The 13555-nt window shown below is 45.3% G+C and carries 16 protein-coding genes; all 16 read left to right on the plus strand.

From position 1 onward, the window contains the following. The first annotated feature begins 14 nt into the window (after positions 1 to 14). The 16 genes from rpoC (at position 15) to rpmC (ending at position 13546) form a co-directional block, all read left to right on the plus strand. The gene (gene rpoC / locus ACQCVE_RS16490) at positions 15 to 3614 is read left to right on the plus strand and encodes a DNA-directed RNA polymerase subunit beta' (RefSeq protein WP_426846714.1); all 3600 of its coding nucleotides are present in this window, start codon (positions 15 to 17) and stop codon (positions 3612 to 3614) included. 117 nt (positions 3615 to 3731) lie between these two features. Then, positions 3732 to 3977, plus strand: coding sequence for a 50S ribosomal protein L7ae-like protein (locus ACQCVE_RS16495; protein WP_426846712.1), 246 nt, complete (start codon positions 3732 to 3734; stop codon positions 3975 to 3977). Positions 3978 to 4085: 108 nt separating this feature from the next. After that, entirely contained in the window at positions 4086 to 4508 is a 423-nt protein-coding gene (rpsL, locus tag ACQCVE_RS16500) for a 30S ribosomal protein S12 (RefSeq protein ID WP_426846710.1), read from the plus strand. Positions 4509 to 4550: 42 nt separating this feature from the next. Beyond that, complete coding sequence (rpsG, locus tag ACQCVE_RS16505) at positions 4551 to 5021, plus strand: 30S ribosomal protein S7 (RefSeq protein ID WP_426846708.1); 471 nt, start codon at positions 4551 to 4553, stop codon at positions 5019 to 5021. A gap of 53 nt (positions 5022 to 5074) precedes the next feature. Next, on the plus strand, positions 5075 to 7153 hold the full coding sequence (fusA, locus tag ACQCVE_RS16510; protein WP_426846706.1) for an elongation factor G: 2079 nt from the start codon (positions 5075 to 5077) through the stop codon (positions 7151 to 7153). Positions 7154 to 7264: 111 nt separating this feature from the next. Continuing rightward, complete coding sequence (gene tuf / locus ACQCVE_RS16515; RefSeq protein ID WP_426846704.1) at positions 7265 to 8455, plus strand: elongation factor Tu; 1191 nt, start codon at positions 7265 to 7267, stop codon at positions 8453 to 8455. Between the two features lie 329 nt (positions 8456 to 8784). Further along, entirely contained in the window at positions 8785 to 9093 is a 309-nt protein-coding gene (gene rpsJ, locus ACQCVE_RS16520; protein ID WP_029282834.1) for a 30S ribosomal protein S10, read from the plus strand. A gap of 41 nt (positions 9094 to 9134) precedes the next feature. Further along, positions 9135 to 9764 (plus strand): 50S ribosomal protein L3, encoded by a 630-nt coding sequence (rplC, locus tag ACQCVE_RS16525; protein ID WP_426863434.1) that lies wholly within the window; start codon positions 9135 to 9137, stop codon positions 9762 to 9764. A gap of 27 nt (positions 9765 to 9791) precedes the next feature. Beyond that, positions 9792 to 10415, plus strand: a complete 624-nt coding sequence (gene rplD / locus ACQCVE_RS16530) for a 50S ribosomal protein L4 (RefSeq protein ID WP_426846699.1) — start codon at positions 9792 to 9794, stop codon at positions 10413 to 10415. Continuing rightward, positions 10415 to 10702, plus strand: coding sequence for a 50S ribosomal protein L23 (rplW, locus tag ACQCVE_RS16535; RefSeq protein WP_035406795.1), 288 nt, complete (start codon positions 10415 to 10417; stop codon positions 10700 to 10702). Before rplD ends, rplW begins: the two co-directional genes overlap by 1 nt. Positions 10703 to 10731: 29 nt before the next feature. Beyond that, positions 10732 to 11562, plus strand: a complete 831-nt coding sequence (gene rplB / locus ACQCVE_RS16540) for a 50S ribosomal protein L2 (RefSeq protein WP_426846697.1) — start codon at positions 10732 to 10734, stop codon at positions 11560 to 11562. Positions 11563 to 11619: 57 nt separating this feature from the next. Next, positions 11620 to 11898 (plus strand): 30S ribosomal protein S19, encoded by a 279-nt coding sequence (rpsS, locus tag ACQCVE_RS16545; RefSeq protein ID WP_035406800.1) that lies wholly within the window; start codon positions 11620 to 11622, stop codon positions 11896 to 11898. Between the two features lie 17 nt (positions 11899 to 11915). Further along, complete coding sequence (rplV, locus tag ACQCVE_RS16550; RefSeq protein ID WP_426846695.1) at positions 11916 to 12257, plus strand: 50S ribosomal protein L22; 342 nt, start codon at positions 11916 to 11918, stop codon at positions 12255 to 12257. Between the two features lie 3 nt (positions 12258 to 12260). After that, positions 12261 to 12917: a 30S ribosomal protein S3 gene (gene rpsC / locus ACQCVE_RS16555; RefSeq protein WP_426846693.1), complete on the plus strand. Its 657-nt coding sequence runs from the start codon at positions 12261 to 12263 to the stop codon at positions 12915 to 12917. 1 nt (position 12918) lies between these two features. Further along, on the plus strand, positions 12919 to 13353 hold the full coding sequence (rplP, locus tag ACQCVE_RS16560) for a 50S ribosomal protein L16 (protein ID WP_426846691.1): 435 nt from the start codon (positions 12919 to 12921) through the stop codon (positions 13351 to 13353). Next, entirely contained in the window at positions 13343 to 13546 is a 204-nt protein-coding gene (gene rpmC, locus ACQCVE_RS16565) for a 50S ribosomal protein L29 (RefSeq protein ID WP_426846689.1), read from the plus strand. Before rplP ends, rpmC begins: the two co-directional genes overlap by 11 nt. Positions 13547 to 13555: the final 9 nt, after the last annotated feature.

A 13555-nucleotide genomic window follows, 5' to 3' on the forward strand; every position in this document is an offset into this window, starting at 1 on the left:
GGGAGGTAGGCCCCTTGCTAGATGTTAATAATTTTGAGTATATGAACATCGGACTTGCATCACCTGATAAGATTCGTTCATGGTCTTTCGGTGAAGTGAAAAAGCCGGAGACAATCAACTACCGGACACTTAAGCCTGAAAAAGACGGTTTGTTCTGCGAGCGTATTTTCGGCCCTCAAAAGGACTGGGAGTGCCATTGCGGTAAATACAAACGTGTCCGCTATAAAGGTGTAGTCTGTGACCGCTGCGGAGTTGAAGTAACACGCGCCAAGGTTCGCCGTGAGCGCATGGGACATATTGAGCTGGCAGCTCCTGTATCCCACATATGGTATTTTAAAGGAATTCCGAGCCGTATGGGTCTTGTACTGGACATGTCTCCCCGTGCTCTTGAAGAAGTAATCTACTTTGCTTCTTATGTAGTAACGGATACGGGTGACACTCCTCTTGAAAAGAAACAGCTTCTTTCTGAGAAAGAGTACCGCGCCTACCGTGATAAATACGGCAGCACGTTCCAGGCTTCCATGGGAGCTGAGGCCATCAAAAAGCTTCTCATGGATATTGACCCGGATCGGGATGTAGAGCAGCTGAAGGAAGACTTAAAAACTGCACAAGGCCAGCGCCGTACACGTGCAATCAAACGTCTGGAAGTTTTGGAAGCGTTCCGCGGATCCGGAAACAACCCTTCCTGGATGATTCTTGATGTCCTTCCTGTTATTCCTCCTGAACTGCGTCCGATGGTACAGCTTGACGGCGGACGTTTTGCTACGTCTGACCTGAATGACCTTTACCGCCGGGTAATCAACCGGAACAACCGGCTGAAGCGCCTGCTTGACCTTGGGGCTCCAAGCATTATCGTTCAAAATGAAAAACGCATGCTGCAGGAAGCTGTAGATGCTTTAATTGACAATGGAAGAAGAGGCCGTCCGGTAACAGGTCCGGGTAACCGTCCGCTCAAATCGCTTTCCCACATGCTTAAAGGGAAGCAAGGGCGTTTCCGCCAGAACTTGCTTGGGAAGCGTGTTGATTACTCAGGCCGTTCCGTAATCGTTGTCGGACCGAATCTGAAAATGTATCAGTGCGGACTTCCAAAAGAGATGGCACTTGAACTGTTTAAGCCTTTTGTTATGAAAGAGCTTGTTGAAAAAGGTCTTGCCCACAACATCAAAAGTGCTAAGCGCAAAATCGAGCGCGTTCAGCCTGAAGTCTGGGATGTACTTGAATCCGTTATTAAGGAGCACCCGGTTCTATTGAACCGTGCACCAACGCTTCACAGATTGGGGATTCAGGCATTCGAACCGACTCTTGTTGAAGGCCGTGCCATCCGTCTTCACCCGCTCGTATGTACAGCATACAACGCTGACTTTGACGGTGACCAAATGGCTGTCCACGTACCGCTTTCAGCTGAAGCTCAGGCAGAAGCCCGCATCCTTATGCTGGCAGCCCAGAACATCTTGAACCCTAAAGATGGTAAACCGGTTGTAACGCCGTCCCAGGATATGGTTCTCGGTAACTATTACCTGACGATGGAGCGCGAAGATGCAGTCGGAGAAGGGATGATCTTCAGAGATACAAACGAGGCTCTTATTGCTTACCAGAATGGATACGTCCATTTGCATTCCCGTATTGCAGTAGCTGCGTCATCTCTTAGCAATCAAACGTTCACAGAAGAGCAGGAAAAACAGCTTCTTCTGACGACTGTAGGGAAATTGATCTTCAATGAAATCCTTCCAGGCTCATTCCCTTATATGAATGAACCGAGCAAGGGGAATATTGAAGAGAAAACGCCTGAAAAGTATTTTGTTGATTCTACCGTTGATGTAAAAGAATACATTTCCAAGCAGGAATTGGTGCCCCCATTTAAAAAAGGCATCCTTGGAAGCATCATCGCTGAGATCTTTAAAAAGTTCCAGATTACTGAAACGTCCAGGATGCTTGACCGTCTAAAGGATTTGGGATTCAGATATTCTACAAAAGCCGGTATTACGGTTGGTGTGGCGGATATCGTCGTATTGCGTGAGAAGGAAGAAATTCTGACTGAAGCGCAAGCGAAGGTAGATAACGTTCTTAAGCAGTTCCGACGCGGTCTGATTACAGAAGAAGAGCGCTATGAGCGCGTGATTTCGATCTGGAGTGCTGCGAAGGATACCATTCAAGGCAAATTGATGAAAACCCTGGATACGCGCAACCCGATCTTCATGATGAGTGACTCGGGAGCCCGTGGTAACGCATCTAACTTTACACAGCTTGCCGGAATGCGCGGATTGATGGCTAACCCGGCTGGACGAATCATCGAACTTCCGATCAAGTCCAGTTTCCGTGAAGGCTTAACGGTATTGGAATACTTTATTTCCACCCATGGTGCGCGTAAAGGTCTTGCCGATACCGCCCTTAAAACTGCCGATTCAGGCTACCTGACACGCCGCCTTGTTGATGTTGCCCAGGATGTTATCATCCGTGATGACGACTGCGGTACAGACCGCGGACTTCTTGCAGAATCAATCAAAGAAGGTACAGAGGTCATTGAAAAACTTGAAGAACGTCTTATCGGACGCTATGCACGCAGAAACATTCACCACCCTGAAACAGAAGCTCTTCTTGTTGAGGAAAATGAACTGATTACGGAAGATATTGCTCTGCAGATTGTAGAATCAGGAATTGAGCAAGTATGGATCCGTTCTGCATTTACGTGCAACACACGCCATGGTGTGTGTAAACGATGCTACGGCCGCAACCTTGCGACCGGGTCTGACGTTGAGGTCGGTGAGGCTGTCGGAATCATCGCTGCCCAATCCATCGGTGAGCCTGGAACACAGCTTACTATGCGTACGTTCCATACCGGAGGAGTTGCGGGGGATGACATCACTCAAGGTCTTCCTCGTATCCAGGAGCTGTTCGAAGCCCGTAACCCTAAAGGTCAGGCTACGATTTCTGAAATTGACGGTGTCGTAACCGAAGTAAATGAAATCAGGGAAAAACAGCAGGAGATTGTCGTTCAGGGAGACGTTGAATCCCGTACGTACACTGCTCCATACAATGCCCGTCTGAAAGTTGCAGAGGGTGATAAAGTGAAACGCGGCCAGGAGCTTACTGAAGGTTCAATCGATCCGAAAGAACTTCTGAAAGTAAAAGATACTCAGGCTGTGCAGGAATACCTCCTTCGTGAAGTGCAGAAAGTATACCGTATGCAAGGGGTAGAAATCGGCGATAAGCACGTAGAGGTTATGGTCCGCCAAATGCTCCGCAAAATCCGGGTGATTGATGCCGGAGATACGGATGTGTTGCCTGGAACACTGTTGGATATTCATCAGTTTACAGATGCAAACAAGCGGGTTCTCATTGAAGGGAAGCGTCCTGCTACAGGCCGTCCAATCCTTCTTGGAATTACGAAAGCATCACTTGAAACAGATTCCTTCCTGTCTGCCGCATCCTTCCAGGAAACAACTCGTGTCCTGACAGATGCAGCAATCAAAGGAAAACGTGACGAGCTTCTCGGACTAAAAGAGAATGTAATCATCGGTAAATTGGTTCCTGCCGGTACAGGTATGAACCGCTACCGTAAAGTACAGCCAATCTCACAAGTTCAATCGAGCCAGGACACGGTTACTGTAGATTAATATGAGAGATGGATGCCGGCAGATGTTTCTTCTGAAACTCTGTTGACATCCATCTCTTCCAATGTTAAGCTATTCAAGGTGCTCGATTCTACCTGTTGCTTTGGAGGATATACTTCAATGTCTTATGAAAAAGTATCACAGGCAGCAACTATTATTGTTGGTACAAAGCAAACGCTGAAGGCACTACAGCAAGGTTCCGTAAAGGAGCTCATCATTGCAGAGGACGCTGATCCCAGGATTACATCTGCCGTTGCTCAGATGGCGAGGGAAAAACAGGTTCCTGTCATGCTGGTTGACTCTATGAAAAAGCTTGGAAAAGCTTGCGGAATTGAAGTTGGGGCCGCAGCAGTAGCCATTACCTAATAAAAGCAAACGTGTTTTTACCTGATTAATCAAGTAAAGACTTTGTTTTTGCCCAAATATGAACCACCTGGATGTGTGGGTTTAGAAATTGAGAAGGGAGGAAAAAACATGCCTACTATTAATCAACTAGTTCGCAAGGGACGTATCAGCAAGATTGAAAAATCCAAGTCTCCTGCATTAAACAAAGGGTACAACAGCTTCAAAAAAGAGCACACGAACGTATCATCACCACAAAAACGCGGTGTCTGCACACGTGTGGGTACAATGACTCCGAAGAAGCCGAACTCCGCGCTTCGTAAATATGCCCGTGTACGCTTGACCAACCAAATCGAGGTTACAGCTTACATTCCTGGTATCGGACATAACCTTCAAGAGCACAGTGTCGTACTAATCCGCGGCGGACGTGTAAAGGATTTACCGGGAGTACGTTATCACATCGTTCGCGGTGCGCTTGATACTGCTGGTGTTGACGGCCGTATGCAAGGACGTTCCAAATACGGAACAAAACGCCCGAAAGCTGCAAAAAAATAATTCAACTAAAAATAGAATCATTTCGTGAAAGGAGGAAAAAACATGCCTCGTAAAGGTCCTGTTACAAAAAGAGACGTATTGCCTGATCCGCTTTACAATTCCAAACTTATCACTCGTTTGGTAAACCGCATTATGGTTGACGGTAAAAGAGGAAAAGCACAAACCATTCTTTACTCTGCACTTGATTCAATCAAGGAACGCAGCGGAAAAGAGCCAATGGAAGTGTTCGAACAAGCGCTTAAAAACATCATGCCAGTTCTAGAAGTAAAAGCTCGCCGTGTAGGTGGAGCAAACTACCAAGTACCAGTAGAGGTGCGTCCTGACCGCCGTACTACACTTGGACTTCGCTGGTTAGTGCATTACGCTCGTCTTCGCGGTGAAAAAACCATGGAAGAGCGTTTGGCTAATGAGATTCTTGACGCAGCCAACAACACTGGTGCTGCTGTTAAGAAACGCGAAGATACACACAAAATGGCAGAAGCGAACAAAGCATTCGCTCACTACCGCTGGTAAGATCGAAACAAAAAACCCACTAATCCTCTTTATAGGAAGGAGAAGTTACCAAGATGGCAAGAGAGTTCTCCTTAGAAAACACTCGTAATATCGGGATCATGGCTCACATCGACGCTGGTAAAACGACGACTACAGAACGGATTTTGTTCTACACTGGACGTATCCACAAAATTGGTGAAACTCATGAAGGAGCTTCACAAATGGACTGGATGGAACAGGAGCAGGAACGCGGAATCACGATTACATCTGCAGCTACAACTGCATCATGGAAAGGTTACCGTGTAAACATTATCGATACACCGGGACACGTAGACTTCACTGTTGAGGTTGAACGTTCCCTGCGTGTACTTGATGGTGCCGTAGCTGTTCTTGATGCACAATCCGGAGTTGAGCCTCAAACTGAAACAGTTTGGCGCCAGGCTACAACATACGGCGTGCCTCGTGTCGTATTCGTTAACAAAATGGATAAAATCGGTGCGGATTTCCTTTACTCCGTAAAAACGATGCATGAGCGCCTTCAGGCCAATGCGCATCCAATCCAGCTTCCAATCGGTGCTGAGGATCAATTCGAGGGAATTATCGATCTAGTAGAAAACGTAGCATATTTCTACGAAGATGACTTAGGAACACGTTCCGAAGCAAAAGAAATTCCTGAAGAGTATCAAGAACTTGCTGAAGAATGGCGCAGCAAATTGATCGAAGCCGTAGCAGAACTTGATGAAGAATTAATGATGAAATATCTTGACGGTGAAGAGCTTACGATTGATGAAATCAAAGCAGCTATCCGAAAAGGTACTTGTGACGTTGAATTCTACCCAGTTCTTTGCGGATCTGCTTTCAAAAACAAAGGTGTACAATTGATGCTGGATGCGGTACTTGATTACCTGCCTGCACCAACTGATGTACCTGCCATCAAAGGAATTCTTCCGGATTCTGAAGAGGAAGTACTTCGTAAATCCGGTGACGATGAGCCGTTCTCTGCTCTGGCGTTTAAAGTTATGACAGATCCATACGTTGGGAAGCTTACTTTCTTCCGTGTGTACTCTGGAGTGCTTAACTCTGGTTCTTACGTGCAAAACTCCACGAAGGGCAAGCGTGAGCGTGTAGGACGTATCCTGCAGATGCATGCTAACTCCCGTGAAGAAATTGCTACTGTATACTCCGGGGATATCGCAGCTGCAGTAGGATTGAAAGATACGACAACTGGTGATACTCTGTGTGATGAAAAGAGCCTTGTAATCTTGGAATCCATGGAATTCCCAGAGCCGGTTATCTCCCTGTCAGTAGAGCCAAAGTCAAAAGCTGACCAGGACAAAATGTCTACAGCACTGACTAAGCTTTCTGAAGAGGATCCAACTTTCCGCGCTCATACTGATCCTGAGACTGGACAAACCATCATCTCTGGTATGGGTGAGCTTCATCTTGATATCATCGTTGACCGTATGCGTCGCGAGTTCAAAGTAGAAGCAAATGTTGGTGCTCCGCAGGTTGCATACCGTGAGACTTTCCGCGGTTCAGCTAAAGTCGAAGGTAAGTTTGCCCGCCAATCCGGTGGACGCGGACAATTCGGACACGTTTGGATCGAATTCGAACCAAACGAAGAAGGTAAAGGGTTCGAATTCCAAAACAAGATCGTCGGTGGAGTTGTTCCTCGTGAATACGTACCAGCTGTTCAAGCCGGTCTAGAGGATTCAATGAAAAACGGTGTCCTTGCAGGATATCAGTTAATCGACGTTAAAGCAGCACTTGTGGATGGATCTTACCATGATGTCGACTCCAGTGAGATGGCATTTAAAGTAGCAGCATCCCTTGCTCTGAAAAACGCTGTTTCCAAGTGCAACCCGGTAATCCTTGAGCCTGTTATGAAGGTTGAAGTGGTAGTTCCGGACGAGTACATGGGAGACATCATGGGTGATGTAACTTCCCGCCGTGGACGCGTTGAAGGTATGGAAGCACGCGGTAACGCTCAAGTTGTCCGTGCAATGGTTCCTCTTTCCGAAATGTTTGGCTATGCAACTGCGTTGCGTTCCAATACACAAGGACGCGGAACATTCACTATGCACTTCGACCACTACGAAGAGGTTCCAAAATCCATTTCAGAAGAAATCATCAAAAAAAATAAAGGTGAGTAATTGATTTTACCCTTTTATTCAAGTATAACTACTTATGTAAGCTCAGAAGGCGGGTCCTGCCTGCTTTCTGAATCAATATAACTAACTCAATTTTCTAAGGAGGCATTTCGAATGGGTAAAGAAAAATTCGACCGTTCCAAAACACATGCCAATATCGGTACAATTGGACACGTTGACCACGGTAAAACAACTCTAACAGCTGCAATCACTACTGTACTTGCTAAACGCAGCGGTAAAGGTGCAGCGATGGCATATGATATGATCGATGCTGCTCCAGAAGAGCGCGAGCGCGGAATCACAATCTCAACTGCACACGTTGAGTACGAAACTGATACACGCCACTATGCACACGTTGACTGCCCGGGACATGCTGACTATGTTAAAAACATGATCACTGGTGCTGCTCAAATGGACGGCGGAATCCTAGTAGTATCTGCTGCTGACGGCCCAATGCCTCAAACTCGTGAGCACATCCTTCTTTCTCGTCAAGTAGGTGTACCTTACCTTGTTGTATTCATGAACAAATGTGACATGGTTGATGACGAAGAATTGCTAGAACTAGTTGAAATGGAAGTTCGTGACCTTCTTTCTGAGTACGATTTCCCTGGCGACGACATTCCAGTAATCAAAGGTTCTGCTCTTAAAGCTCTTGAAGGAGAAGCTGAGTGGGAAGAGAAAATCGTTGAACTGATGAACGCAGTTGACGAATACATCCCAACTCCTGAGCGTGATATCGAAAAACCATTCATGATGCCTGTTGAGGATGTATTCTCAATCACTGGCCGTGGAACTGTTGCAACTGGACGTGTTGAGCGTGGACAAGTTAAAGTCGGTGACGTTATCGAAATCATCGGTCTTGCTGAAGAGCCAAAATCAACAACTGTTACAGGTGTTGAAATGTTCCGTAAACTTCTTGACTATGCTGAAGCTGGAGACAACATCGGCGCACTTCTTCGTGGAGTAGCTCGTGAAGATATCCAACGTGGACAAGTTCTTGCTAAGCCAGGAACAATCACTCCACACACAAAGTTCAAAGCAGAAGTTTATGTACTTTCTAAAGAAGAGGGTGGACGTCACACTCCATTCTTCACTAACTACCGTCCTCAGTTCTACTTCCGTACAACTGATGTAACTGGTATCTGCAACCTTCCTGAAGGTGTAGAAATGGTTATGCCTGGAGACAACATCGAAATGACTGTTGAACTAATCGCTCCAATCGCAATCGAAGAAGGTACTAAGTTCTCTATCCGTGAGGGTGGACGTACTGTAGGTGCCGGAGTAGTTGCTACAATCACTGAGTAATTGCTTACTAAAAACGAGCGAGAAATCGCTCGTTTTTTTTATGCTCTTCTATTTATATGCTAATTCAATAAGAACAATTGTTTAGTTTAAAGCAGCCCTTGTATTTTTGCCTAAAAAAAGTTATAATATTTGAGGTGCGTAAAAGACGAAGAAATTTATATTTCTTCTTGCAACTGACGCTCATTTTTTATATAATAGTGAATGTTGGTCTTTGACTGCGATGATGTGAGAGGTTGCTGACACACCCGGCCGCTTTGCCATGGCGAGTGTGTGAGGGAAATTCTCACTGAGAACTGTCTATAATAAGTAGGCGAAAAGGAGGGAAAATAATGGCAAAACAAAAAATTCGTATTCGTTTGAAAGCATATGATCACAGGATTCTAGATCAATCTGCCGAAAAAATCGTAGAAACAGCGAAACGTTCAGGTGCTAACGTATCTGGTCCGATCCCGCTACCGACTGAAAAGTCTATCTACACAATTCTTCGTGCGGTGCATAAGTACAAAGACTCTCGTGAGCAATTCGAGATGCGTACGCACAAACGTCTAATCGACATCATTAACCCAACACCACAAACTGTTGATGCGTTAATGCGTTTGGATTTACCATCCGGTGTCGATATCGAAATCAAACTTTAATGTTCAATATTATATAGAAGAAAAAATAGGAGGTGTGACGAATGACCAAAGGAATCTTAGGTAGAAAAATCGGTATGACGCAGGTGTTTGCTGAAAACGGCGATTTAATCCCGGTAACAGTTGTAGAGGCTGCTCCAAACGTAGTTCTTCAAGTGAAAACGGCTGAAATCGACGGTTACGAAGCAGTTCAGGTTGGTTTTGATGACAAACGTGAAAAGCTTGTAAACAGACCGGCAAAAGGTCACGTTGCAAAAGCAAATACTGCGCCTAAGCGCTTCATTAAGGAATTTCGTGGAGTAAGCGCAGCAGACTACGAAGTTGGTCAGGAAGTCAAAGTTGAATTATTCACTGCTGGAGACACAGTAGATGTAACAGGTGTTTCAAAAGGTAAAGGGTTCCAAGGTGCCATTAAACGCCACGGACAGTCCCGCGGACCAATGTCCCACGGTTCACGCTACCATCGCCGCCCGGGTTCAATGGGTCCTGTTGCTCCAAACCGTGTATTCAAGAACAAACTTCTCCCTGGACGTATGGGTGGAGAGCGCGTTACAGTACAAAACCTTGAGATCGTTAAAGTGGATGCAGAACGCAATCTTCTTTTGATCAAAGGTAACGTACCGGGTCCAAGAAAATCTTTAGTTACTGTAAAAGCTGCAGTAAAATCCAAATAACTTTTCCGGGAAAGGAGGAAATGGATCATGCCAAAAGTTACTATGTTAAACCAAAGCGGAAATAACGCTGGTGAAATCGAACTGAATGATTCGATCTTCGGTATCGAGCCAAACCAAGCTGTTCTTTTCGAAGCGGTTATCATGCAAAGAGCTTCCTTAAGACAAGGAAATGCTAAAGTAAAAAATCGTTCTGAAGTTCGTGGCGGAGGACGCAAACCTTGGCGCCAAAAAGGAACAGGACGTGCCCGTCAAGGGTCTATCCGTTCACCGCAATGGCGCGGAGGAGGAGTAGTTTTCGGACCGACACCTCGTTCTTACGCTTACAAACTACCTAAAAAAGTGCGCCGTTTGGCTATCAAATCTGCTTTGTCATCTAAAGTACAGGACAGCAATTTTGTTGTTCTTGAAGATCTGACACTGGATGCTGTAAAAACAAGAGAAATGGTTAACATTCTTAAAGCTATTTCTGTTGAGAAAAAAGCATTGATTGTTACTGCTGATGTTAATGAGAAAGTTGATCTTTCTACACGTAACATCCAGGGAATCACTGTTGTTGCAGCTGACAGCATCAACGTTCTTGATGTACTGAATCATGAAAAGCTTGTGATGACGAAAGCTGCGGTGCAAAAAGTAGAGGAGGTGCTTGCATAATGAAAGATCCTCGTGATATTATTAAGCGCCCCGTGATCACTGAAAATTCTACTGACATTATGGCTGACAGAAAATACACGTTTGAAGTAGACGTAAGAGCTAATAAAACGGAAGTTAAAGATGCTGTAGAAGCAATTTTCGGTGTGAAAGTAGCGAAAGTCAACGTTATGAATTACAAAGGTAAATTCAGACGTGTTGGCCGTTACAGCGGACTTACAAATCGCAGAAGAAAAGCTATCATTACATTGACTGCTGACTCTAAAGAAATCGAACTTTTTGAAGTTTAATACTATATAAGTGAAGGAGGGAAATTGAGATGGCGATTAAAAAATACAAACCGACCTCCAACGGTCGACGTGGTATGACAGTATCTGATTTTGCAGAAATCACTACTGATAAACCGGAAAAATCCTTGCTTGCTCCGTTAAGCAAAAAAGCTGGACGCAACAACCAAGGTAAAATCACGGTTCGTCATCATGGCGGTGGCCATAAGCGCCAATATCGTATTATTGATTTCAAACGCGACAAAGATGGTATACCAGGCCGCGTTGCTACAATCGAGTATGATCCAAACCGCTCTGCAAACATTGCATTGATTCACTATGCAGATGGAGAAAAGAGATACATTCTTGCTCCTAAAAACATTAAAGTTGGAATGGAAATCATGTCCGGCACAGAAGCTGACATTAAAGTGGGTAACGCTCTTCCACTTCAAAACATTCCAGTTGGTACAGTGGTACACAACATCGAGCTTAAGCCTGGAAAAGGCGGACAGCTTGTACGTTCTGCAGGAACATCTGCACAGGTCCTTGGTAAAGAAGGCAAATACGTACTTGTCCGTTTGAATTCCGGTGAGGTTCGCATGATTCTTGCTACTTGCCGTGCTACAATCGGCCAGGTCGGCAACGAGCAGCACGAACTGATCAACATTGGTAAAGCAGGACGTTCACGCTGGTTAGGCAAACGCCCAACAGTCCGCGGATCTGTAATGAACCCTAACGATCACCCTCACGGTGGTGGTGAAGGACGTTCACCAATTGGACGTAAATCACCTATGTCTCCTTGGGGCAAACCGACTCTTGGAGCTAAAACACGTAAAAAGAGCAGCAAATCCGATAAGTTTATCGTACGTCGTCGTAAAAAATAACGGGGTTGAACTACGGTTCGACCGAACCGTAGCGCAATCACGAAGGGAGGTACTCGCATGGGTCGCAGCTTGAAAAAAGGACCTTTCGTGGATGATCACTTGATGGTTAAAGTGGAAAAATTGAATGAAACTGAAAAGAAACAAGTTATTAAAACTTGGTCTCGCCGTTCTACAATCTTCCCTCAATTCATTGGTCACACGATCGCAGTCTATGATGGACGCAAACACGTTCCTGTTTATGTAACGGAAGACATGGTTGGCCACAAGTTAGGTGAATTCGCACCTTCTCGTACTTACAAAGGCCACGGTAACGACGATAAAAAAACAAGACGCTAATGAGAGGAGGCATTTAAATGCAAGCTAAAGCTGTCGCTAGAACAGTTCGTATTGCTCCTCGTAAAGCACGTTTGGTAATGGACTTAATTCGAGGAAAGCAAGTCGGTGAAGCAGTTGCAATCCTTCGTCACACTCCGAAGGCAGCTTCTCCGGTTATTGAAAAAGTATTAAACTCTGCAGTTGCTAACGCTGAGCACAACTATGAAATGGACATTAACAGCCTTGTCATTTCACAGGCATTCGTTGACGAAGGACCGACTTTGAAAAGATTCCGTCCGCGTGCAATGGGCCGTGCAAGTGCGATTAACAAACGTACGAGTCATATCACTATTATCGTATCAGAAAAGAAGGAGGGATAAGCTGTGGGTCAAAAGGTAAATCCAGTCGGTCTCCGTGTCGGTGTGATTCGTGATTGGGAATCAAAATGGTACGCAGGCAAAGACTACGCTGATCTTTTACACGAAGATATCAAAGTTCGTGAATACATCAACAAACGCCTGAATGATGCATCTGTTTCCAAAGTGGAAATTGAGCGTGCTGCTAACCGCATTAACGTAACAGTCCACACTGCTAAGCCAGGAATGGTTATCGGTAAAGGTGGTACTGAAGTTGAAGCGCTTCGTAAAGCTCTTAACTCACTCACTGGTAAACGCGTGCACATCAACATCCTTGAAATTAAAAGAGCAGATCTTGATGCTAAACTTGTAGCTGATAACATCGCTCGTCAGCTGGAAAACCGTATTTCTTTCCGCCGTGCTCAAAAGCAGGCACTTCAACGCACAATGCGCGCTGGTGCACAAGGAATTAAAACAATGGTTTCAGGCCGTCTTGGCGGAGCTGACATCGCTCGCTCTGAGCATTATAGTGAAGGAACTGTTCCACTTCACACACTTCGCGCTGACATCGATTACGGTACAGCAGAAGCAGACACTACTTACGGTAAACTAGGTGTCAAAGTATGGATCTATCGTGGAGAAGTTCTTCCTGTTAAGAAGAAATCTGAGGAAGGAGGAAAATAATATGTTATTGCCTAAACGTGTTAAGTATCGCAGAGAGCATCGCGGAAAAATGCGCGGCCGTGCAAAAGGCGGTGCGGAAGTACACTTTGGTGAATACGGCATTCAAGCTTTGGAAGCATCTTGGATCACAAACCGTCAAATCGAGGCAGCTCGTATCGCGATGACTCGTTACATGAAACGTGGCGGTAAAGTATGGATCAAAATTTTCCCTTCCAAACCTTATACTGCTAAGCCTCTAGAAGTCCGAATGGGTTCCGGTAAAGGTGCTCCTGAAGGATGGGTCGCTGTAGTTAAACCAGGTAAAGTATTGTTTGAGATTGCAGGTGTACCTGAAGAAGTTGCTCGTGAAGCATTGCGTCTTGCATCTCACAAACTGCCGATTAAAACAAAATTCGTGAGACGCGAGGAAATTGGTGGTGAATCAAATGAAAGCTAATGATATCCGTGATTTAACCACTGCCGAAATCGAACAAAAAGTAAAATCCCTTAAAGAAGAGCTTTTCAACCTTCGTTTCCAGCTTGCTACCGGCCAGCTTGAAAACACTGCTCGCATCCGTGAAGTACGTAAAGCAATCGCTCGTATGAAAACTGTAATCCGCGAGAGAGAGATCGCTTCTAATAATCGATAAACCCGAGAG

The organism is Metabacillus sp. 113a (genome assembly GCF_050107635.1).
In the GTDB taxonomy this organism is placed as follows: domain Bacteria; phylum Bacillota; class Bacilli; order Bacillales; family Bacillaceae; genus Metabacillus_B.